This window comes from Saccharothrix coeruleofusca (assembly GCF_017876325.1).
Lineage (GTDB): Bacteria > Actinomycetota > Actinomycetes > Mycobacteriales > Pseudonocardiaceae > Actinosynnema > Actinosynnema coeruleofuscum.
The window spans coordinates 5,836,556-5,857,522 of sequence record NZ_JAGINV010000001.1 but is presented as its reverse complement, the minus strand read 5'-3'; the positions used below and the strand labels follow the sequence as shown (position 1 = coordinate 5,857,522).

General features: G+C 74.0%; 22 protein-coding genes. 13 read left to right on the top strand and 9 right to left on the bottom strand.

The genetic code is table 11. The annotated features are described in order from the left end of the window. Positions 1–73 precede the first annotated feature (73 nt). The 4 genes from JOF41_RS26510 to JOF41_RS26495 are packed head-to-tail and all read left to right on the top strand — an operon-like array spanning position 74 to position 3,533. Positions 74–538, top strand: a complete 465-nt coding sequence (locus tag JOF41_RS26510; protein WP_372448496.1) for a YbaB/EbfC family nucleoid-associated protein — start codon at positions 74–76, stop codon at positions 536–538. Further along, positions 535–867, top strand: a complete 333-nt coding sequence (locus JOF41_RS26505; RefSeq protein WP_209622853.1) for a WXG100 family type VII secretion target — start codon at positions 535–537, stop codon at positions 865–867. Before JOF41_RS26510 ends, JOF41_RS26505 begins: the two co-directional genes overlap by 4 nt. Positions 868–879: 12 nt before the next feature. Next, positions 880–3,228, top strand: coding sequence for a TNT domain-containing protein (locus JOF41_RS26500; RefSeq protein WP_209622851.1), 2,349 nt, complete (start codon positions 880–882; stop codon positions 3,226–3,228). Continuing rightward, positions 3,225–3,533 carry a hypothetical protein gene (locus tag JOF41_RS26495; RefSeq protein WP_209622849.1) on the top strand — a complete coding sequence of 103 codons (309 nt, stop codon included), beginning with the start codon at positions 3,225–3,227 and terminating at the stop codon, positions 3,531–3,533. The genes JOF41_RS26500 and JOF41_RS26495 overlap by 4 nt, the downstream gene beginning before the upstream one ends. Here JOF41_RS26495 and JOF41_RS26490 read toward each other — a convergent pair. Further along, the gene (locus tag JOF41_RS26490) at positions 3,520–4,794 is read right to left on the bottom strand and encodes an ATP-binding protein (RefSeq protein ID WP_189225655.1); all 1,275 of its coding nucleotides are present in this window, start codon (positions 4,792–4,794) and stop codon (positions 3,520–3,522) included. The two genes, JOF41_RS26495 and JOF41_RS26490, sit on opposite strands and share 14 nt — an antisense overlap. After that, positions 4,794–5,459 (bottom strand): response regulator transcription factor, encoded by a 666-nt coding sequence (locus JOF41_RS26485; RefSeq protein WP_189225743.1) that lies wholly within the window; start codon positions 5,457–5,459, stop codon positions 4,794–4,796. The genes JOF41_RS26490 and JOF41_RS26485 overlap by 1 nt, the downstream gene beginning before the upstream one ends. Before the next feature lie 38 nt (positions 5,460–5,497). Here JOF41_RS26485 and hisN point away from each other — a divergent pair, with 38 nt between their 5' ends. Further along, positions 5,498–6,340, top strand: coding sequence for a histidinol-phosphatase (gene hisN, locus JOF41_RS26480; protein ID WP_209622847.1), 843 nt, complete (start codon positions 5,498–5,500; stop codon positions 6,338–6,340). Positions 6,341–6,416: 76 nt separating this feature from the next. On the opposite strand, the gene JOF41_RS26475 is transcribed toward hisN, so the two are convergent. The 3 genes from JOF41_RS26475 to JOF41_RS26465 are packed head-to-tail and all read right to left on the bottom strand — an operon-like array spanning position 6,417 to position 9,845. Continuing rightward, on the bottom strand, positions 6,417–6,965 hold the full coding sequence (locus tag JOF41_RS26475) for a GtrA family protein (protein WP_189225653.1): 549 nt from the start codon (positions 6,963–6,965) through the stop codon (positions 6,417–6,419). A 35-nt stretch (positions 6,966–7,000) separates the two neighbouring features. After that, a complete protein-coding gene (locus JOF41_RS26470) occupies positions 7,001–7,516 on the bottom strand; it encodes a GtrA family protein (RefSeq protein WP_244992113.1) in 516 nt (171 codons plus the stop codon). Positions 7,517–7,550: 34 nt separating this feature from the next. Further along, positions 7,551–9,845 (bottom strand): sigma-70 family RNA polymerase sigma factor, encoded by a 2,295-nt coding sequence (locus JOF41_RS26465; protein ID WP_209622845.1) that lies wholly within the window; start codon positions 9,843–9,845, stop codon positions 7,551–7,553. A gap of 149 nt (positions 9,846–9,994) precedes the next feature. Here JOF41_RS26465 and JOF41_RS26460 point away from each other — a divergent pair, with 149 nt between their 5' ends. The 7 genes from JOF41_RS26460 to JOF41_RS26430 all read left to right on the top strand — a co-directional run bounded on the left by JOF41_RS26460 (position 9,995) and on the right by JOF41_RS26430 (position 16,137). Next, positions 9,995–10,792: a GGDEF domain-containing protein gene (locus JOF41_RS26460; RefSeq protein ID WP_189225651.1), complete on the top strand. Its 798-nt coding sequence runs from the start codon at positions 9,995–9,997 to the stop codon at positions 10,790–10,792. A 107-nt stretch (positions 10,793–10,899) separates the two neighbouring features. Further along, the gene (locus tag JOF41_RS26455) at positions 10,900–11,292 is read left to right on the top strand and encodes a GntR family transcriptional regulator (RefSeq protein ID WP_189225650.1); all 393 of its coding nucleotides are present in this window, start codon (positions 10,900–10,902) and stop codon (positions 11,290–11,292) included. Continuing rightward, positions 11,289–12,161: an ABC transporter ATP-binding protein gene (locus tag JOF41_RS26450; protein WP_189225649.1), complete on the top strand. Its 873-nt coding sequence runs from the start codon at positions 11,289–11,291 to the stop codon at positions 12,159–12,161. Before JOF41_RS26455 ends, JOF41_RS26450 begins: the two co-directional genes overlap by 4 nt. Next, a complete protein-coding gene (locus tag JOF41_RS26445) occupies positions 12,158–13,168 on the top strand; it encodes an ABC-2 membrane transporter-related protein (protein ID WP_209622843.1) in 1,011 nt (336 codons plus the stop codon). The genes JOF41_RS26450 and JOF41_RS26445 overlap by 4 nt, the downstream gene beginning before the upstream one ends. Before the next feature lie 61 nt (positions 13,169–13,229). Continuing rightward, the gene (locus tag JOF41_RS26440; protein ID WP_189225647.1) at positions 13,230–14,420 is read left to right on the top strand and encodes a 5-(carboxyamino)imidazole ribonucleotide synthase; all 1,191 of its coding nucleotides are present in this window, start codon (positions 13,230–13,232) and stop codon (positions 14,418–14,420) included. A 17-nt stretch (positions 14,421–14,437) separates the two neighbouring features. Continuing rightward, positions 14,438–14,938: a 5-(carboxyamino)imidazole ribonucleotide mutase gene (gene purE, locus JOF41_RS26435; RefSeq protein WP_209624472.1), complete on the top strand. Its 501-nt coding sequence runs from the start codon at positions 14,438–14,440 to the stop codon at positions 14,936–14,938. Between the two features lie 35 nt (positions 14,939–14,973). Continuing rightward, the gene (locus JOF41_RS26430) at positions 14,974–16,137 is read left to right on the top strand and encodes an acyl-CoA dehydrogenase (RefSeq protein WP_209622841.1); all 1,164 of its coding nucleotides are present in this window, start codon (positions 14,974–14,976) and stop codon (positions 16,135–16,137) included. Positions 16,138–16,490: 353 nt separating this feature from the next. On the opposite strand, the gene JOF41_RS26425 is transcribed toward JOF41_RS26430, so the two are convergent. Then, complete coding sequence (locus tag JOF41_RS26425) at positions 16,491–16,829, bottom strand: ArsR/SmtB family transcription factor (protein WP_209622839.1); 339 nt, start codon at positions 16,827–16,829, stop codon at positions 16,491–16,493. A gap of 130 nt (positions 16,830–16,959) precedes the next feature. On the opposite strand from JOF41_RS26425, the gene JOF41_RS26420 reads away from it, so the two are divergent. Next, positions 16,960–17,373, top strand: coding sequence for a DoxX family protein (locus JOF41_RS26420; protein WP_189225642.1), 414 nt, complete (start codon positions 16,960–16,962; stop codon positions 17,371–17,373). Here the strand turns inward: JOF41_RS26420 and JOF41_RS26415 are convergent. The 3 genes from JOF41_RS26415 to JOF41_RS26405 all read right to left on the bottom strand — a co-directional run bounded on the left by JOF41_RS26415 (position 17,370) and on the right by JOF41_RS26405 (position 20,869). After that, entirely contained in the window at positions 17,370–18,062 is a 693-nt protein-coding gene (locus JOF41_RS26415) for a TIGR03089 family protein (RefSeq protein ID WP_189225641.1), read from the bottom strand. The two genes, JOF41_RS26420 and JOF41_RS26415, sit on opposite strands and share 4 nt — an antisense overlap. Positions 18,063–18,075: 13 nt before the next feature. Then, the gene (locus JOF41_RS26410) at positions 18,076–19,269 is read right to left on the bottom strand and encodes an LCP family protein (RefSeq protein WP_209622837.1); all 1,194 of its coding nucleotides are present in this window, start codon (positions 19,267–19,269) and stop codon (positions 18,076–18,078) included. A gap of 76 nt (positions 19,270–19,345) precedes the next feature. Beyond that, the gene (locus JOF41_RS26405; RefSeq protein ID WP_209622835.1) at positions 19,346–20,869 is read right to left on the bottom strand and encodes an LCP family protein; all 1,524 of its coding nucleotides are present in this window, start codon (positions 20,867–20,869) and stop codon (positions 19,346–19,348) included. Between the last annotated feature and the right edge of the window lie 98 nt (positions 20,870–20,967).

The window sequence follows — 20,967 nt, the reverse complement described above, 5'->3', positions numbered from 1 at the left end:
TGGGAACCGGCGTGGCGCGCGTGACGTCCAACGCCCGACCGACGACCATGCCCGGCGACGGCGAGGACCGGAGGTGGCCGTGACGACCGAGCACCGCGCGCAGGTGGACCAGCTGCTGGCCGACTACCGGCGCGGCCGCGAGCAGCTGGCGTCCGTGCAGCGCGAGCTGGCCGCGGTCAGCTGCTCGGCGGACAGCCCGGACGGCGAGGTCACCGCCACCGTCGGCGCGCACGGCGAGCTGACCGACCTGGTGCTGGCCGACCACGCCTACCGGCTGCGGCCCGCGCAGCTGGCTGAGCTGGTCGTGCGCACCGCGCGGGAGGCGGCGCGGCGGGCCGCCGAGCGCACCGCCCGCACCCTGGCACCGGTGCTGCCCTCGGCCACCGACCCGGAGGCGCTCGTGCGCGGCACCGCGGACCTGCGCCCCGAGGAGATCACCCCGCCCAAGCCCGCGCGCCGCGCGCCCGTCGACGACGACGAGGACTTCGAGCAGCGCGACTGGCTCGACGCCGACGCCCCCGTGAGGAGACTGCGATGAGCGGCTTCGCGACCGACCCGGCCCGGCTCGACCGGGGTGCGGCCGACTTCGGCTCGTTCGCCGAGCGCGCGGCGCGGATCAGCGCCGACCTGGGCGCGGCGCTGGACTCGCTGGGCGCGTGCTGGGGCGACGACGCGATCGGCCGCGGCTTCGCGCAGGGCCACGTGGGCCCGGCCGCCGACGTGCTGGGCAAGCTGGACGGCTTGGCGTCCGCGCTCGGCGGGGTGGGCGAGCGCTTCGCCGAGACCGCGCGCACCTACCGCGAGGTCGACCAGGGCAACGGCACCGCGCTCGGCGCTGTCACCGGCGCTGTCACCGGCGCGGTCTGACGAGGGGGCGGGATGGGGATCGAGCTGCCTGCCGAACTGGCCGAGGTCGCCGCGCGAGCGGGCGTGGTGTGGCCGAAGGCCGACGAGGACGCGATGCGCGCCTCCGCCGCGGCCTGGCGCGAGGCCGGGACCAAACTGGCGGCGCTGGCGAGCGAGTCCGACGGGGCGGCGGGCGCGGCGCTGCGCGGCGCGACCGGCGCGACCGCCGACGCGGCGCGGCGGCACTGGAACGCCTTCGTGGCCCCCGACGGGCACCTCAGCGAGGTCGTGCGGGGCTGCCGCGCGGCGGCCGACCGCCTCGACCACGCCGCCGAGCGGATCGGCGCGGCCAAGGTCGAGCTGGTGCGCGAACTGGTCGACCTGGCCAAGAACACCGACGCGGCCAACACCGCCGCGAAGGCCGGGCACCCCACGGCGCTGCTGGGACTGGACACGGCGGTGCGCGGGGCGTCGGTGAACGCGGCGCACCTGACCCAGCGGCTGGCCGAGGCGGTCCGGCTGGACGGCGAGGTGGGGGCCGGGCACGGGCAGACCCCGGTCAGCGCCGACCCCGGCGCGCGCGGCGGGCTGCTGGGCGGCTTGCTCGGCGAGGTGGTCGCCCCGGTCGCGGGCGCGGTGACGGCTCCGGTGGCCGGTGTGGTCGCCCCGGTGGTGGGCGAGGTCGTCGCGCCCCTGGTGGGTGATGTGGTCGCCCCCGTGGTGGGTGGGGTAGTCACTCCGCTGGTGGGTGACGTGGTGGCTCCGCTGGTGGGTGACGTAGTCGCTCCGGTGGTGGGTGAAGTCGTTGCCCCCGTGGTGAACGAGGTCGTCGCCCCTGTGGTGGATGACGTGATCGCGCCAGTGGTGGGCGAGGTCGTCACCCCGCTGGTGGGTGATGTGGTCGCGCCCGTGGTGGGCGAGGTCGTCGCCCCGGTCGTGGATGAGGTGGTCGCCCCCGTAGCGGGTGAAGTTGTCGCCCCGATCGTGGGTGGCGTTGCTGCGCCCGCCGTGACGGCTCCAGTGACCGACGCGGTGGCCGGTGCGGTCGCCCCGGCGGTGAACCCGATCGCCGCGCCGCTGGTGGGCGATGTCGCCGCGACCGGGGCCGTCCAGCCGGACGTGCCCGCGAGGGGCGCGGACACGGTGTCCCAGTCCGCGGCGACGCTGCTGGAACGACCGGTGCTGCCCACCGAGGCCGCGCCCCCGCCCGCCCAGCCCGCGCAGGCTCCCGCCGCGTCGGGACAGGGCGGGTCGTCGTTCGGCGGCCCGGCGTTCGGCGGTCAGGGCGCGGCACCCGCGAGCGGCGGCACGCCCGGTGCGGGCGCACCGCCCGCGAGCGCGCCCGCGCAGGCCGCCCCGGCCCAGCAGGCTCCCGGCCAGCGGGCCGAGCCGCGCGGTGGGCAGCCGCTGCCCAAGGACCCCAGGGCCGGGCAGAGCATCGGCGCCGCGCTCAGCGGCGAACCCAAGCCCACCCAGGCAGGCGCCGACCCGAAAGCGGTCGCCGACGCGAAGACCGGCCACGACGCGAAGACCGGCCACGACGCGAAGACCGGCCCCGACACGAAGACCGGCCACGACGCCAAGCCGGACCGGGACCTCAAGCCGGACCGGGAGCCCGTCCCCTCGGCGGCCGAGGACAGCGCGGTGGCGGTGCTCCCCGGTGCGGGCGGCCTCGGCGCGGTGGTGCCGACCGAGCTGGTCACCGCGACCGCGACCCCGAGCGCGACCGCGCCCGCCGAGCCGCGCGACGAGCCCACCGCCCTGCTCCTGCTGTCGATGTTCCCCGGCGGCACGCTGCCCGCCCCGCGACGCGCGCCCGCCCGGCAGCTCCCCACCCCGTCCGACGACCGGGACTTCGCCGCCGGCCTGCGGTTCGAGCCCGGCGGCCACCCCGACGGCCACCTGGTCGACGCCACCGCCCGACCCCTGCCGCGCCGCGTCCCCGGACCGGGCCGGGACGACATCGCCCACCTGGTCGAGGGCTACGACCCGCAGGCCGGGATGCACGAGCGGGACTGGGACCACCGGTTCCTGGTCCGCGCCGACCCGCCCGAGTACGCCTGGCCGCCCGGCGAGCTGTTCCCCGAGGGCGGCTACGAGCAGGGGCAGCCCGGCGTCCTCGCCCCCGGCACCGAGGTCGACCGCTTCGGCACGCCCGAGGGGCGGGTGCTGTCCGAGGCGGGCACGCCGTTCGCCGCGCGCGCCCTGCCGCCCGCGCTGCTGACCGCCGGGTACCGCCGCTACCGCGTGGTCCGGGAGCTGCCGGTCTGGTTCACCCTGTCCGCCCCGTGGTTCGGGCAGGACGGCGGCGGCGTGCGCTACCGGACCACGCACCCGGTCGTCGAGCTGGTGGCGCTGGGCCACCTGGAGGAGCTGTCGTGAACGCCGAGTCGATCCAGGGCTGGCTGCTGGCGGTGGGCGTGCCCGCCGAGGTGGTCTCGGTGGGCGTCGAGGCGGACAACACCTGGTGCCTGCTGGCCGACGACGAGGGCTTCGAGGTGTTCTGGCGGGAGCAGGGCAACCGCTACGACTGGGCCCGCTTCACCAGCGAGGAGGTCGCCTGCTACTACCTGTTCGGCCGCCTGGTGTGGTCGCAGGTGGTGCGCGGCGCGGTGGGTCCGCTGCCCAAGGAGCCCGCCGGGGAGTCCGCTGGGGAGTCCGCCGGGGAGCCCGCTACCGGGGCGTGAGGTCGGTCCGCCAGCTCACGCCCACCACGTCCTCGGCCCTGGGCACCGGCAGGAACACCGCGAACGTCGCGGGCCGGGCCGCGGACAGCTCCAGCCGCCCGCCGTCGGCGTCCACCAGCGCGCGGGCCAGCGCCAGCCCCACGCCGGTCGACCCGCCGCCGGACACGCCGCGCTCGAAGATGTGACCGGCCAGCTCGTCCGGCACGCCCGCGCCCGCGTCGGCCACCTCGACCACCACGGTGCCCTCGTCGCGCCGCGCCGACACCACGACCTGGCCCTCGCCGTGCCGCAGCGCGTTGTCCAGCAGCACGCCGATCGCCTCGCGCAGCCGGGCGGGCGTGGCGCGGGCCAGCAGGCCGTCGGGCACCCGCACCCGCAGGGCGCGTCCCTTGCTGCGCAGGGGTTCCCGCCACTCCTCGGCGATGGCGGTCAGCTCGGCGCGCAGGTCCAGCGGCTCGGCCCCGATGGCGCGGGCCGCGCGGGCGGCGGCCAGCAGCTCGTTGAGCACCTCCGCCAGCCGCTCGGCCTGCTCCAGCGCCGCCCGCGCCTCGCTCGCGGTGTCCGGCTCGGGGTGCTCGGCCAGCGCCTCCAGCCGCAGCTGCAGCGCGGTGAGCCTGCTGCGCAGCTGGTGCGACACGTCGCCGACCAGCTCCCGCTCCCGCTGCACGAGCTGGGCCAGCGCCGCCGCCGAGCGGTCCAGCGCCTCGGCCACCAGGTCCAGCTCCGGCACGCCGTGCCTGCGCTCGTCGCGGCGGAAGTCGCCCGCGCCCAGCCGCGCCGCGCGCGCCGCCACGTGCCGCAGCGGTTTGGCCAGCTCGCGGGCGGTGACCGTGGCCACCACGGTGCCGGTGCCCACCGACAGCACGACCAGCAGCACCACCAGCGCCGCCATCTGGTACTGCGTGGTGCGCTTGGGCGAGGACGACACCTCCAGCCGCACGGTGCCCTGGTGCGCGATCGGCACCTCCACGCTGAGCGCGTCCGGCCCCGGCGAGCTGCCCAGCTCGCGGCTGCCGCCGCCGGAGGTGACCACCAGGTGCCCGCCCTCGGGCACGCCGATCTCCGCCTTGGCCAGGTCGATCGGCTGGTTGTTGGCGATCTGCTCGTCGATCAGCGCGGCGATCCGCTGCGCCCGGCTGGCCAGGTCGCCGCGCGCGCCGTCGTCGACCAGCCGCAGCGCGGTGTAGCCCAGGGGCAGGCCGAGCACGAAGCCGGTGACCGCGACGGCCACCAGGATGGCGCGCAGGATGCGGCTGCGCATCAGTCGCTGGTGTTGAAGCGGAAGCCGACGCCGCGCACCGTGGCGATGCGGCGCTCCACCGAGCGCACGTCACCGAGCTTGCGGCGCAGCCAGGACATGTGCATGTCCAGCGTCTTGCTGCTCTTGAGCTCCGGGTCGTTCCACACCTCGGACAGGATCTCGTCCCGGTTGACCACCTGGCCCGCGCGCTGGATGAGCACCCGCAGCAGCTCGAACTCCTTGTTCGCCAACTGCACCTCCTGCCCGTCCACGGTCACCCGGCGGGCGGCCAGGTCCATCCGCACGCCGTTGACCTCCAGCGTGCCGGGGGCGCGGCGGCGCAGCAGCGCGCGGATGCGGGCCATCAGCTCGGCCAGCCGGAACGGCTTGGCCACGTAGTCGTCGGCCCCCGCGTCGAGGCCGACCACGAAGTCCACCTCGTCCGAGCGCGCGGTCAGCATCAGCACCGGGATGCCGCGCCCGCCCGCCCGCAGCCTGCGGCACACCTCCAGCCCGTCCATGCCGGGCAGGCCGAGGTCGAGCACCAGCAGGTCGACGCCGCCGTGCGCGGTCGCCTCCAGCGCGCCGGGACCGTCGCCGACCACGTGCACCTGGTAGCCCTCCCGCTGCAGGGCGCGGGAGAGGGGCTCCGCGATCGCCGGATCGTCCTCGGCCAACAAGACCACGCTCACGGCACCCAGCCTAGGCGTGGCACGATCGCGATGTGCCAGACCACAGCGCCGACCTCAGCACCGACCACAGCGCCGACCTGCTCCTCGCCCGCGCCCTCGCCGACACCGCCGACGCGATCACCACCGCCCGGTTCCGGGCCCACGACCTGGCCGTGGAGCGCAAGCCCGACCGCACCCCGGTGACCGACGCCGACGTGGCCGTGGAGGACGCCATCCGGGCCGTGCTGGCCGCCGAGCGGCCGGGGGACCGGATCGCGGGCGAGGAGCGCGGCGGTGCGGTGGAGGGCGGCCGGACCTGGGTGCTGGACCCGATCGACGGCACCAAGAACTTCCTGCGCGGGGTACCCGTCTGGGCGACCCTGATCGCGCTCGTGGTCGACGGCGCGCCGGTGGTGGGCGTGGTCAGCGCGCCCGCGCTGGGGCGTCGCTGGTGGGCGGCGGCGGGCGCGGGGGCGTTCACCTCGGACGCCACCGGCCAGCGCCGGATCGGCGTGTCCGGCGTGCGGGAGCTGTCCGACGCCTACCTGTCGACCACGCACCTCGGCTCGTGGGTGGAGCACCACTCGCGGGAGGCTTACCTGGCGCTGGTGGACGCGACCTGGGAGAACCGGGCGTTCGGCGACTTCTGGCAGCACTGCCTGGTCGCCGAGGGCGCGATCGACATCGCCGCCGAGGCGATCGTCAACCCGTGGGACGTGGCCCCGTTCCAGGTGCTGGTGACCGAGGCGGGCGGCCGGTTCAGCGACCTGACCGGCGCACCCCGCTACGACGGCGGCAGCGCCCTGTCCACCAACGGCCACCTCCACGACCCCGCCCTCACCCTGCTCCGAACCGCGTCGGCAAGTACTACCGGGGTCGCCTCCGAGGGCCGTTGACCACTACCCGACTCCGACGGGCCGGGTAGTAGTCAACGGCCCCCTGCGGTGGGTCGGGTAGTACTTGCCGACGCAGTCAGGAGTGGCCGAGGGACTCGTCGTCGGCGGAGTCGTAGGAGGGCACGCGCTTGCGCGGGCGGGCGTCCGCATCGGGGAACACCCACTTCTTGTAGCCGTACCAGCGGAACACCATCGCGACCAGGGTGCCCACGATCTGCGCGCTGGTGAAGTCGGCGATCTCCTCCACCAGCCTGCTCACGTGCGGCTCCTGGAGGTGCAGCAGGTAGCGCGACACGCCCAGCGGCAGCGAGTTCAGCCCGATGCCGATGCCGTTGACCAGGAAGAACAGCGCGGCCTCGTGGTGGCGCTCCCGACCGCCCCTGGTCCGGAACGACCACTCGCGGTTGAGCACGTAGGACACGATGGTGGCCACCAGCGTGGCCACCACCTTCGCGGTCACCGGCTTCTCGGTCAGCACGACCGTCTTCAGGCCGAAGAAGATGACGGTGTCGATCACGAAGCAGATGCCGCCGACCACGGCGAACTTCAGCAGCTCGCGGTGCTTGAGGGCGACCGAGCGCAGCGGTTCGGGCAGGCGGTGGACGACGTTTTCGACTACGGACACCCAGGCAGTCTACGGAAAACGGGTGAACGCGCTGTTCAGGCCACTTCCCGCTGCCCGGCCACCACGCTCAGCCCGCGCACCTCGGGCCGGGCGTCCGCCTCGGGGAACACCACCCGGCGCATCGCCCAGAACTTGAACCCGGTGGCGATCAGCATCCCGATCACCGAGCCGCTGAGGAAGTCGGCGATCTCGGCGTGCAGGTCGAACACGTGCCGCGAGACGTACAGCGGCAGCAGGTTCAGCCCGATGCCGATCCCGCTGACCAGGAAGAACAGCGCGGCCTCGTGGTGGCGCTCCCGACCGCCCCTGGTGTGGAAGGACCACTCGCGGCTGAGCACGTAGGACGAGATCACCGCCACCAGCACGGCGATCGCCTTGGCCGTGACGACCTTCTGCTCCAGGACGGTCAGCTTCAGCGCGTACCAGACGCCGTTGTCGATCACGAACGTCGTGCCGCCCACGACGGCGAACCGGATCAGCTCGCGGTGCTTGCGGAGCAGGAAGCGGACGGGTTCCGGAAGACGGCCCAAAGCCCTGCGGACGACTGGCAGCACCGGGGCAGTCTAGTGATCGGCGACCGGCTGATCAGCCAGGGGTGCGGCAGGGTGCGGGCAGCAGGTCGTCCAGCGGCGGGGGCAGCCACGGCAGCAGCGGGCGGCACGGCGCGGGCGGTTCCGACGGCCGCTCCGGCTCGCTCGACGGCGGGGACGTCGGCGTGGACGTCGGCGGGGACGGTGGCGTGGGCACCGTCGTCGGAGGGGCCTCCGGGGGCGTGGACGGCGGTGTGGTGGTGATGGTCGTCGGCGGCCGGGAGGGCTCGGTCGACGGTGGCCGCGTGGTCGTGCCGGGTGCCGTGGTCAGCGTGGTCAGCGTGGTGGTCGGGGTGGGGGACGGCCCGGTGGTCGGCGGGTCGGGCTCGTCCGGCGGGTCGGGCCGGTGGCCGGGCCACCGGGGCACCGGCACCACGACCGTCTTCGTCACGTCGCCCAGCGTGGCGGTGACGCGCACGGCCGCGTCCCGGTGGGGCCGCCCGAGCGCCCACACCGACACCCGGTAGGAGCTGTCCAGGGCCAGGTCCGCCGAGCACCGCAGGCTGTGCTCGGACCGCTCGCAGTCCTCGGGACCGCCGAACAGCCGCACGCTCCGGTCCGCCTCGACCGACAGCGCGAGCGGACCCGCGAGGGTGCCCCGGTTGGTCGCGGTGAGGTCCAGCCGGGGCGTCCAGAAGCCGTGGTGCCACTTGCGCGCGTCCAGGTCCATCGCGAAGGACTTCTTCGGCTGGATGGTCACCTCCACCCGCACCGCCACCGACAGCGCGGAGCCCGCGGTGGCCGTCCCGGTGATCGTGCCGCCGGTCGCCTTGGGGCCCGCGAGCAGCCGGAAGATGAACGTCACCGAGCCGCCGGGGGCCAGGCCCCGGTCCGTCGAGCAGGTCACCGTGCCCTTGCCCGCCGGGCAGCCCACGGTCTGCCCGTCCGCGCCGTCCAGGCGCACCGCCTTCCGGCCGACCAGGTTGTTGCCGGGCCCGACCACCTGCACGTCGTCGGGCAGGGACAGGGTCAGCGTCGCGGGCGGCGAGGTCGACTGGCCGGTGTTGCGCACGGTGATGGGCAGTTCGCTGGGCGGGCCGCCGGTGGACATGGAGAACCCGTCGGGCACCGTGGACACCAGCGCCGGAGGCGGCGGTTCGGTGGTGGGTTCCCCCCGCTGCTGACCCGCCTGGCCGGGCGCGGGGTTCGCCGGTTCGCCGCCGGGGGCGGGGGCGCTCGGCCCGGTGGTGGTGGTCGTGGTCGGCGGGGTCGTGGCGGGGGAGGTGCCCGGCTCGGACGAGCCGGTCGGCGGGGGCGCGCTGGGCTGCCCCGGCCCGGCGGTCGGCACGGGCGAGGGGGACTGCGCCGCCGGGGGCTGCTGCGGGGCGTCGGTGTTCATCCCGACCACCAGGGCGACGGCCAGCGCCACGGCCGAGGCCGCCACGCCGAGCACCTGCCGGGGCGCGGAGGTCAGCGCGTTCACCGCGCCGTCCGCCCCGTTCGCGCCGCCTGCCGCCAGCGCCGCCGTGCCCGCCTTGGCCGCGCCCGCCGTGGCGGCCAGGTAGCCGCTCGCGCCCAGGCCCAGCACCAGCGGCGCGACGACCGCCCGCAGCGCGCCGTTGACGTCGGCCAGCTCCGCCGCCAGCGACCGGCACCGCACGCACTCGTCCAGGTGCGCCTCGACCTGGGTGGTCTCCCGCTTGGACAGGCCGCCTCGGGTCCACGCGCCCAGCTTGCCCACCGTGGCGCGGCAGCGCTCGGAGCCGCTCTCCGCCAGGTGCGCCTGCAGGTACGCCTGGCGCAGGCCCTCGCGGGCCCGGTAGGCCAGCGCGGACACGCCGTTGGCGGTCAGCCCCAGGATCGGGGCGACCGCCGCCGGGGTCTGGCCCTCGATCTCGGTGTGCCACAGCACCGTCTGCCAGCGCTCGGGCAGGCTGGCGAACGCCTTGGCGGCCAGCGAGCGCTCCAGCCCGGCCAGCGCGGTGTCGCGGAACGGCACGCTGGTGACGGCCTCCGCGCCGGACACCGCCGTCACGTCGTCGGCCAGTTCGAGCCTGCGGTCGCGCCGGGTCTTGTCGTAGGCGGTGTGCCGCAGCGCGGTGAGCAGGTAGGCGCGGAACGCCTCGTCCGGGCCGCGACCCGCGCGCAGCGCGTCGAGCACCTTGGCGAAGGCGTCGGAGACCAGGTCGTCGGCCTCCGCCGAGGACCTGGCGAGCTGCCGGGCGAGGTTGTGGGCGGCGCCCACGTGGCGTTCGTACAGCTGCCCGTACGCCTTGACGTCCCCGTTGCGCACGGAGCTGATCAGCTCCGCGTCGGATGGTCCCTGGACGCCGGCAGGAACTGTCGCCACGTGTCCCCCTCCCTCGGTGGCGGTCAGTCTTACCGACCGAATCGGGCAGCGTCACGCGAAAACCCCCAACTGTGTCCGGGAAGTGCCGTCATGGCGCAACGTCCCCGCCGTCTCACGGTCGAGGACCGACCGGGCGAGGAGGCAACCGGGTGAGTGCGGGTGGAGCTGCGGCGCGGCGCTCGGTCGCCGAGGGGCCGCGGTCGCTGAAGTCGCGGTGGCGGGCCGCCACCCTGGCCGCCGGGTGGGCGTTCCCGGCGGACTGGCAGTCGGCGGCGGTGGACGACGTGTGCCGGGCGGTGCTCGGCCCGGTGGACCCGTGCCCGGCGCTGGCCGGGCTGGGGGCCGCGCGCGCCGAGGCGGGCGTTGGCCTGGCCGAGACGCTGCTCGACCTGGCCGCGCTGCACGCCGTGCTGTCCGAAGCGGACGCCGGGGAGGGCGGGGTGGCGGCGAACGTGGACTCCGTGCCCGCGCGGATGCTGCGGGCGACCGCGCTGGGCTGGGCCGACGTGGTGCTGGAGCGGGCGTCCACGACCACCGCCGAGGACCCGCTGACCGGCCTGGCGACCGGTTCCTACCTGCGCACCCGGCTGCGCGAGGTGTACGCGGCGGACACCGCCGGGGACCACGCGCTGGTGCTGGTCTCGCTGGAGCTGTCCCGCGCGAGCGGCTGGTCCCGCGTGGTGGCCAGGACGCTGCTGGCGGACGCGCTGCGCGAGGCGTTCGACGGCGGCGAGACCGTGGCCACGCTGGGGCCGTCGGTGGCCGCGGTGCTGCTGCGCCGGGACCGGGGGCTGGCCGCGCGGGTGGCCGACCTGCGCGCGCTGATCGGCCACCGGCTAGCGGCGGACCCGCACGTGCGCCCGACCGGTCCGGCGCGGGTCCGGTCGGTGTCGCTGCCCGCCACCTACGAGGAGGCCGGGCAGCTGCTGACCCGCTTCAGCCGCTGATCCCGCCCCACCCGTCCCGCCCCCCGCCGATCCCCCGTTCGGTTGACACCCTCCCCGGCGTTCTGCTCTCCTAGTGTTCTAGTCAAGTAGAACACTTTGGAGGCGCGGTGGAGTTCCGCATCGACCGGTCCAGCGGCCTCCCCGCGTACCTGCAGCTGGTCCGCCAGGTCCGCGAGGGGCTGCGGCTGGGCTGGCTGTCCCCCGGCGACCGGCTGCCGACCGTGCGCGACGTGGTGGCCAGCAGCGGCGTCAACGCCAACACCGTGCTCAAGGCCTACCGCGAGCTGGAGATGACCGGCCTGGTGGAGGCGCGCCAGGGCTCGGGCACGTTCGTCAAGGCGGGCCTGGGCACCGCCGACCCCGAGGTCATGGGCAGGTTGCGGACCCGGCTGGCCGAGTGGGTGCGCGAGGCGCGCGAAGCCGGATTGGACGACGAGGACATCGACGCCCTCGTGCGCTCGGTGCTCTCCAACGACGGAGAAGGGGTGGCGGTCCGATGACGACCGTGGTCGAACCCGTGGAGGCCGCCGCGACCGCGGTGCGCGCGCAGGCGCTGGGCAAGCGCTACAAGGACAAGTGGGCGCTGCGCGACTGCACGTTCGAGCTGCCCGCCGGCCGGGTCGCCGCGCTGGTGGGGGCCAACGGCGCGGGCAAGACGACGCTGATGACCGTGCTGGCGGGCCTGCTGCGGCCGGACGAGGGCGCGGCGGGCGTGGCGGGCCGGGTCGCGTTCGTGTCCCAGGAGAAACCGGTCTACCGCCACTTCACCGTCGCGGAGATGCTGCGCATGGGCGCGCGGCTGAACACCGTGTGGGACCAGGACCGGGCGGGGCGCTGGCTGGAGCGGTTCGAGATCCCGCTGGACCGGCCGTGCGGCAGGCTCTCCGGCGGCCAGCAGGCGCAGGTGGCGTTCGCGGTGGCGATCGGCTCCCGGCCCGACGTGCTGATGCTGGACGAGCCGCTGGCCAACCTCGACCCGCTGGCCCGCCGCGAGGTCACCGCCGAGCTGCTCGGCGAGGTGGCCGAGACCGGCATGACGGTCCTGCTGTCCACCCACGTGGTGGCCGAGCTGGGCGGTGTCGCCGACCACCTGCTGCTGCTCGCGCACGGCAGGCTGCTCGCGGGCGGCGACCTGGACGAGCTGCTGGCCAGGCACGTCGTCTACACGGGCCCGCGCTCCGACGTGCCGCCCGCGCTGGGGAAGGTCGTCGAGGCCCGGCACCGCGGCGGCCAGTCCACGTTCCTGGTCGAGCTGCCCGAGGGCAGGCCCCGGCCGGTGGTCGCGGGCCAGTGGGCCGAGCGCCCGGTGACCTTGGAGGACTACGTGCTGGCCCAGCTCGCCGCCACCCGGAAGGGGTTGAAGGGATGACCACCACCACGACCACCACCACGGCCGAGACCCCGGTGCGCGTCCGCGCGGCCGTGGGGTGGGGCGACCTGCTGTGGCTGACCTGGCGGCAGCACCGCTGGGTGATCGGCGGCACCGCGCTGGTCGTCGCGGGCACCGCGGCGGTCATGGCGCTGGTGCGGTGGATGGCCCTGACCGGCCGCATCGAGCAGCCCCTGCCGCTCGTGGTGGTGACGAACGGGATGCAGCTCGTCGCCATGTCCGCCGTCGTGCCCTGGCTCCTCGGCATGCTGTTCGCCGCGTTCTGGGGGGCACCGCTGCTGTCCCGCGAGTACGAGCAGCGCACCCACCTGGTGGCCTGGAGCCAGGACCTCACGGCCGCCCGCTGGCTGGTGGGCAAGCTCGTGCTGCTCGGCGCCGCGGCGGCGGGACTGGCCGCCGCGCTCGGCGCCGTGACGGGCTGGATGATCACCGGGGTCAACTCGGCGGTCGACCCGGACGAGGGGTTCGGCAGGTCCAGCCCGCTCGTGTTCGACACGGCGCCCGCCCTCCAGGTCGTCTACGCGCTGTTCGGGTTCGCGCTCGGCGTCGCGCTCAGCGCGCTGATCCGCCGCACGATGCCCGCCGTGGCGCTGGCGAGCATCGGGTTCCTGGTGGTCCGCGTCCTGGTCGGAGGCGTGTGGCGGCTGTACTACCAGGCCCCGCTGCGCCACATCCAGCCGATCAGCGGATCGTCGTCCAGCTACTGGGCAGAGGTGAACAGGGACGCGATGTACGTGCAATCCGGCCACCTCGACGCGGCGGGCAACGTCGTGGAGTACCCGACGGACTGCGTCGTGCGCTTCGACACCGAGGAGGAGTACGACCGCTGCCTCACCGACCGGGGCATCGTCGAGTACTTCACCGACTACCAGCCCGCCGAGCGGATGACCACGTTCCAGTTCATCGAGTGCCTGATCTTCCTGGTGATGGTCGTCGGCCTGCTGGTGCTCGCCTACTTCCGCGTCCGCCGCTCCCAGCGCGTGTGACCGGAGGCGGGCTCGGGGGTGCGCGGTAGCGGCCCGTTTGTGCAGGTAGACTCCAGGTCCCGTGGACTCCCGTACTCGTCTCCCCGTGGTCGGCATGATCGGGGGCGGGCAGCTGGCCCGCATGACGCACCAGGCCGCCATCCCGCTGGGCCAGTCGCTGCGCGTGCTGGCGGAGTCCGAGGCCGACCCGGCCGCCCTGGTCGCGCGGGACGTGGAGCTGGGCAGGCACACCGACCTGGACGCCCTGCGCGCGTTCGCCAAGTCCTGCGACGTGATCACCTTCGACCACGAGCACGTGCCGCAGGAGCACCTGCGCGCGCTGGTCGCCGACGGCGTGCGCGTCCACCCCGGCCCGGAAGCCCTCCAGCACGCCCAGGACAAGCTGGTCATGCGGGTCCGGCTGGCCGAGCTGGGGCTGCCCGTGCCGCCGTTCCGGGAGGTCACCGACCCCGCCGACGTGCTCGACTTCGGCGCGCGGCACGGCTGGCCGTGCGTGCTCAAGGCGATCCGCGGCGGCTACGACGGGCGCGGCGTGTGGATGCTGAACACGCCGCAGAGCGCGCGTCGGGTGGTCCCCGAGCTGCTGGCCGCGGGCACCCCGCTGATGGTGGAGCAGTGCGTGCCGATGCGCCGCGAGCTGGCCGCGCTGGTGGCGCGCTCGCCGTTCGGGCAGGGGGCGGCCTGGCCGGTGGTGCAGACCGTGCAGTCCGAGGGCATCTGCGTCGAGGTGCTGGCCCCCGCGCCGGACGCGCCGCTGGCCGAGGAGGCCCAGGCGCTGGCCCTGCGCGTGGCCGACGAGCTGGGCGTGGTGGGCCTGCTGGCCGTGGAGCTGTTCGAGACCGACACCGGCCTGGTCGTCAACGAGCTGGCGATGCGCCCGCACAACTCCGGCCACTGGACCATCGAGGGCTCCCGCACCTCCCAGTTCGAGCAGCACCTGCGCGCGGTGCTGGACTACCCGCTCGGCGCGACCGACCTGGTCGCCCCCGCCGTGGTGATGGCCAACGTGCTCGGCGCGGCCGAGCCCCCGGAGATGGGGCCCGACGAGCGGCTGCACCACCTGTTCGCCCGGTTCCCCGACGCCCACGTGCACCTGTACGGCAAGGCGGAGCGGCCGGGGCGCAAGATCGGCCACGTGACGCTGCTGGGGGAGCGGATGGAGGACGTGCGCGAGCGGGCCAGGCTGGCCGCGCGCTGGCTGTCCGACGGCGTGTGGCTGGACGGCTACGACATCCACGGAGGACAGGCGTGACCCACGTTGGCGTGATCATGGGCAGCGACTCGGACTGGCCGGTGATGCAGGCCGCCGCCGACGCGCTGGCCGAGTTCGGCGTGCCGTACGAGGTGGGCGTGTACTCCGCGCACCGGACCCCGCAGCGGATGCTGGACTACGCGCGCGACGCCGCCGGGCGCGGCCTGCGCGTGATCATCGCGGGCGCGGGCGGCGCGGCGCACCTGCCGGGCATGGTGGCCTCGGCGACGGTGCTGCCGGTGATCGGCGTGCCGGTGCCGCTCAAGCACCTGGACGGGATGGACTCGCTGCTGTCGATCGTGCAGATGCCCTCGGGTGTGCCGGTGGCCACCGTCTCGGTCGGCGGGGCGCGCAACGCGGGCCTGCTGGCGGTGCGGATGCTGGCCGCCACCGACCCGGTGCTGCAAGGGCGCATGGCCGAGTTCCAGGCGTCGCTGCAGGAGATGGTGCTGGCCAAGGACGCGGCGCTGCGGGCTGTTGCGGACGGCACAGCGGACAGCGCGGTGAACGCGCGCTAACATCGCCGGTAGCTGTCCTACTGGGAGGTAACAAGGTGGACCCGAGCTTCGGCACCTACCAGCTCGCCGAGGAGCACGAGGCGCTCCGCGAGGCCGTCCGGGCGCTGTCGGACAAGGAGATCGCCCCGCACGCGGCCGACGTCGACGAGCAGGAGCGCTTCCCGGTCGAGGCGCTCAAGGCGCTGACGAAGTCCGGCTTCGCCGCCGTCCACGTGCCCGAGGAGTACGACGGCCAGGGCGCGGACTCGGTGGCCACCTGCATCGTGATCGAGGAGGTGGCGCGCGTGTGCGCGTCGTCCTCGCTGATCCCGGCGGTGAACAAGCTGGGCACCATGCCGATCATCCTGGCCGCGTCGGACTCGCTCAAGCAGCAGGTCCTGCCGTCCATCGCGTCCGGAGAGGCGATGGCCTCCTACGCGCTGTCCGAGCGCGAGGCGGGCTCGGACACCGCGTCGATGCGCACGCGGGCCCGGCTGGACGGCGACCACTGGGTGCTCAACGGCACCAAGTGCTGGATCACCAACGCGGGCGAGTCGACCTGGTACACCGTGATGGCGGTGACCGACCCCGACGCGCCCAAGAAGTCGCAGGGCATCTCCGCGTTCGTGGTGCACAAGGACGACCCCGGTTTCGTGGTCGGCTCGAAGGAGCGCAAGCTCGGCATCAAGGGCTCGCCCACGCGGGAGATCCACTTCGAGAACTGCACCATCCCGGCGGACCGCATCATCGGCGAGCCCGGCACCGGCCTCAAGACCGCTCTGCGCACCCTGGACCACACCCGGCCGACCATCGGCGCGCAGGCCGTGGGCATCGCCCAGGGCGCGCTGGAGGCGGCGCTGGCCTACGTCAAGGAGCGCAAGCAGTTCGGCCGCGCCATCTCGGACTTCCAGGGCGTGCAGTTCATGCTCGCCGACATGGCGATGAAGATCGAGGCCGCGCGGCACATGGTGTACGTGGCCGCCGCGAAGGCCGAGCGCGGCGAGCCGAACATCGGGTTCATCACCGCCGCCGCGAAGTGCTTCGCCTCCGACGTGGCCATGCAGGTAACCACGGACGCGGTGCAGCTGTTCGGCGGCGCGGGCTACACGCGCGACTTCCCCGTGGAGCGCATGATGCGCGACGCGAAGATCACCCAGATCTACGAGGGCACCAACCAGATCCAGCGCGTCGTGATGAGCCGCGCCCTGCTCAACGGCTGACGTTCCCCCGCGAGTCGAACGCTCAGGACCTCTGAGTTCAACGCTCAGGACCTCTGAGTTCGTCGTTGGGATGCGGTGGGTGCGCTCGCCGCGCGGCAGGTCGCCAAGGATGGCGCTCGCGGGGTCCGCTGCGCGCGCTTCGCGCGCGCCCGTCCTGGTGCGTGGGCAAGTACTACCGGAGGCCGTCGTGAGGGCCGGTAACTACCACCCGAGGGGCGTGAAAGTGCGGGTTGGGGTGCGCGAATGTTGAGTTCGTGGTGTCTGAGCGTTCGACTCGCGGGGGCGACACGCCCAACGCGCCCATAGACCGGTGACACCGGGAGTGGGCGTGTTCGGCGTGTCGGGGGTCGAGTTCACTCAGGGGGCTGGTTCGCCTGGAGGTGGGCGAGGTAGTCGTCCAGGCGGCGGTAGCTGGCGTCCCAGAACTGGCGGAAGCCGTCGGCCCACTCGCTGACCTGGCGCAGCGGGGTGGCGTCCAGCTCGCACGGCCGCCACTGGGCGTCGCGGCCCCTGGTGATCAGGCCCGCACGCTCCAGCACCCGCAGGTGCTTGGACACCGCGGGGCCGCTCATGTCGAACGGCGCGGAGAGCTCCTTCACCGTGGCCGGGCCCTCGGTCAGCCGGGCCAGGATGGCCCGCCGCGTCGGGTCGGCGAGGGCGGCGAAGGTGAGGCTCAGCGGATCGGTAGCCACATCATGCCTAACCACTTGGTTATTTAACTACAAGGTTTTCTTACGCTCCCTGTCGGAACCCTGTCAAGGAGCCGAGGAAGTTGAAAGTTCATATAACGTCGCTCGGGAGGGAATCGGTCGGAGGAGGATCATGGTTCGGGACGTGACGGCGCTGGTCGGCCGCATCGGCATCGGTGTGGTGTTCATCGCCCACGGTTGGCAGAAGGTCGCCGAGTGGGGCCTCGACGGCACCGCTCAGGCGTTCCAGGGCATGGGGGTGCCGATGCCGACGCTGTCGGCGTGGTTCGCCGCGATCGTCGAGCTGGTCGGCGGCGCCATGCTCGTCGCGGGCGCGGCGCTGCCGGTGGTCGGCGTGCTGCTGGCGCTGAACATGGCGGGCGCGCTGGTGCTGGTGCACCTGCCCAACGGGCTGACCGGCCAGGGCGGGTACGAGCTGGTGCTCGCGCTCGGCGTGGCCGCGCTGGCGCTGGGCTTCAACGGCGGCGACCTGTCGGTGGACCGCCTCGTGCGCTCCCGCCGCGCTCCGGCGCGGGCGAGCGCCTAGCCCGCCAGGTCCAGGGTGGTCTGCTCGCTGTCGCGGCGGGCGGGCAGCAGGTCCGGGGCGGCGTTGCTGCACTGGACCAGCGACCCGCCGCCCGCCAGCACGGCCAGCAGGCCGTTGAGCAAGCCGTCCGGGTGCGTCCACTCCACAGTGGACAGCACCCGCGACTGGGGGCCGATGCCCAGCGTCGCCGCGCGCGTGCGGGCCTCGGCCACCACCTCGTCCACTGTGGACCAGCCCAGGGCGGGCGTCGAGCCGGGCACCGGCTGCCACGGCGTGAAGTCGTCGCCGAACACCCGCACCTCGTCCAGGTAGTCCACCGGCGCGCCGCAGCCCAGCCCCATGGGGTGCAGCGAGGCCACGGCCGTCAGGTCGGCCCCCGGCGCCTCGCCGCCGGGCGGCACGAACGCCACCTTCGCGCCCGCCGGGGCGTCCACCACGGACGCGCCGCACCACCACGCGCCCAGCAGCACGCCGACGGTCTGCCAGTGCGCGGGCAGCAGCACGGCCACCGGGTCGCCCGGCGCCACGTCGTGCTCGTCGCGCAGCCAGTTCGCGGTCTTGGCCGCCCAGTTGGCCACCGTGGCGCGGGACAGCTCCACCCTGGTGCCCGCGGCGTCGTCGTAGTGGGTGATCAGCGGCCGCGCCGAAGCGGTCAGCAGCGGGACGAGCAGGGCTTCCGTGACGGTCAAGGCGGCCACTCCACTAGTCGACGCAAGGCGGTCCTTGCTGCGCGACAGCCCGCGGGCCGCCGTCCAGCGACACAACCTTGCCACCCCCGAAGCGCTCTGTCGTGCCGGGGGGCGCGGGGCTGGTGGCAGCGGTGGTGGCAGCTGTGGTGGGAGTGGGGGTCTTCTCGCCGAGCACCTGCGCCACGAACGCCTTCACCTGGGCGGGGTCGACGGTGATGATGCTCTGCCCCCGGTCGTTGCGGGCGCCCACCCCGGTGACCGGGATGGTGGCGAACTCGACGTTGCCGCCCGCCAGGCCCTGCGCCTGCTTCGCCAGCGTGGCCAGGTCCAGGCCGTCGTCCACCACCACCGACTTGCTCACCGCGTCCAGCAGCCCGGACAGCTTGGCCGGGTCGGTGAGCGTGCCCGCCGACAGCAGCCGCGACACCGCCGCCGACAGGAACACCTGCTGCCGGGTGATGCGGCCCAGGTCCCCGTTGGGGATGTTCTTGCGCTGCCGCACGAACGCCAGCGCGTCGCCGCCGGAGATGGTCTGCGGGCCCGCCGGGAAGTCCGCGCCCGAGTCCGGGTCGCTGGTGGCGTGGTTGAGGCAGACGTCCACCCCGCCGATGACCTGGGTGAGCAGGTAGAAGCCGTAGAGGTTGACCTCGGCGTAGTGGTCCACGCGCACGCCGGTCAGCTCCTGCACCACCCGCACCAGCACCCGCCTGCCCGCCTGGTCGCCGCGCTTCTCCCGCTCGGCCAGGTCGTGCACGCCCTCCTGCTGGAGGCGCTGCATGGTGAAGAACTTGGTCACCCCGTACGCGGAGTTGATCTTCTCCTCGCGGTGGTCCGGGATCGGCACGTAGGTGTCGCGCGGGATCGAGATGGCGTGCGCCTTGGAGCCGTCCCTGGGCACCCGCAGGATGATGATCGTGTCGGTGTTGACCGTGTCGGTCGCCTCGGTGCGCAGCTGGCGCAGCACGCGGTCGGGCAGCGGCCTGCCCTGCGCGTCGGTGCGGCTGTCGCTGCCCACCAGCAGGATGTCCACGGCGCCGTCGTTGGCGGGCGGGGCGTTGGGCACGTCCGACATGACGGTCAGCACGTCGGTGGTGTTGACGCTCTGCTCCACCCGCTGCAGGGTCGCCCAGGTGTAACCGGTCACCGCGAGCACTGCGGCGGACAGCAGCGCCAGCAGCGCCCGCCCGGTGATGACGGCGGCTTTCACTGTTCCTCCTCCACGCGGTCCGTCCGGTCGGGCAACCACCGCCGCCGGGCGGACCGGCCGCGCAGGAGGTGGTGGTTCAGTTCACGCAGGCCAACCCGTCGGCGGTGATCGGCGGGGCGGAACCCGTCGTCGGCGCCGTCGTCCGGGTGCCCGCCGCGGACGCCGGGTCGGACTCGTCGGACGCCCGGTAGTCGGCGCCGACGTGGACCTGAACCTGTCCTTCAGGCACGGAGTCGTCCTCCTCGACCCCGGCGTTACCGCCCAGCGCTTCGACCACGCGCAGGGCGACCGCCCGCTCGCCCGGCGCGTGCCGCACCAGCGAGCTGTCCCGGTAGGTCCCGGTCAGCGCCTGGCCTCGGGCGAAACCCTTTTGCACCAACGTGTTGAGCACATCGGAGGCGAGGTTGTTGATGCCCGCGGCGTTGTAGACCTGCACCGTGACGGCGGAGTTCGGCGGGCCGGACGGAGTCGTGCGGGGTGACGAAGATGACGCCGGGGGCTCGTCGGAGGCGAGCTCCTTGATGAACCGGCGCACGCCCGCCGGGTCTACCGGCAGCACGTTGCCGTCGCTCCAGGTGTCCACCGGGTCACCCACCGGGATGGTGCGGAACTGGATGTTGCCCGAGGCCAGGTCGCGCATCTGGTCGGCGAACTCGGTGATGTTCCAGCCCTGGTTGAGCACCACGGACTTCTTCACCGCCTCGACCAGCGCCCCCAGCTTGGTCGGGTCGGTCAGCGTGCCGGTGGAGAGCACCTTGCGGGCCAGCGCGCCGATGAACACCTGCTGGCGCACGATCCGGTCCAGGTCGCCGCCGGGCAGCCCGCCGCGCTGGCGCACGAACGACAGCGCCTTGGCGCCCTCGACGGTCTGCCTGCCAGCCGGGAAGTCCGCGCCCGAGGCGGAGTCCTTGGTGGGGGCGTTCAGGCACACCTCCACGCCGCCGATGGCCTTGGTGACCTCGTAGAAGCTGGCCAGGTTGACCTCGGCGTAGTTGTCCACGGTGATGGCACCGCCGGACAGGTCCTCGATGGTCTTGATCAGCGTCTTGCGGCCCGCCTGGGTCGACTCCTGCGCGATGCGGGCCTCGTCGGTCACGCCCTCGGCGCGCAGCTGCTCGGCGGTGGTGTTCTTCTGCCGCGCCAGCGCGGAGTTCAGCTTGTGCTTGCCGAAGCCGTCGGCGATCTCCACGTAGGCGTCGCGCGGGAAGGAGATGGCCACCGCGCGGGTGCCGTCCTGCGGGATGTGCACCAGGATCATCGTGTCGGTGTTCAGGCTGCCGTCCGCGACACCGCCGTTGAGCAGGGCCAACACCTCCCGCGACAGCGGGTTGCCCTGCGCGTCGGTGCGGCTGTCCACGCCCACCAGCAGGATGTCCACCGCGCCGTCGAGCGGCTTGCGGGCCCGGCCCTGCTCGGCCACCGTGGAGGAGATCACATCGGTGGTGGTGATGCCCTCGTCCAGGTCCCGCAGGTAGTTCCAGCCGTACCAGGTGACGAGGAGCACAGCGGCGGACACGAGCGCGAGGAGTGAACGCCCGGTGAGCAGGAGGAAGCGCAATGCGGCCGAACCACCGGCCTTCCTGGGCGGACTGGCGTCCACTGGTGCTGCCTCCCCCGCGTCACGGTCGTATCGATCCAGAGTAATGGCGGACCGGCGCGCGGAACCGCGATTCCCCTATATACGGGAGACGCTGTAAC

Coding starts and splice junctions, on each gene's coding strand:
- JOF41_RS26505 (WP_209622853.1), top strand. CDS start 535: ATGAGCGGCTTCGCGACCGACCCGGCCCGGCTCGACCGGGGTGCGGCC.
- JOF41_RS26500 (WP_209622851.1), top strand. CDS start 880: ATGGGGATCGAGCTGCCTGCCGAACTGGCCGAGGTCGCCGCGCGAGCG.
- JOF41_RS26490 (WP_189225655.1), bottom strand. CDS start 4,794: ATGCGCAGCCGCATCCTGCGCGCCATCCTGGTGGCCGTCGCGGTCACC.
- JOF41_RS26450 (WP_189225649.1), top strand. CDS start 11,289: ATGACGACCGTGGTCGAACCCGTGGAGGCCGCCGCGACCGCGGTGCGC.
- JOF41_RS26445 (WP_209622843.1), top strand. CDS start 12,158: ATGACCACCACCACGACCACCACCACGGCCGAGACCCCGGTGCGCGTC.
- purE (WP_209624472.1), top strand. CDS start 14,438: ATGGGCAGCGACTCGGACTGGCCGGTGATGCAGGCCGCCGCCGACGCG.
- JOF41_RS26420 (WP_189225642.1), top strand. CDS start 16,960: ATGGTTCGGGACGTGACGGCGCTGGTCGGCCGCATCGGCATCGGTGTG.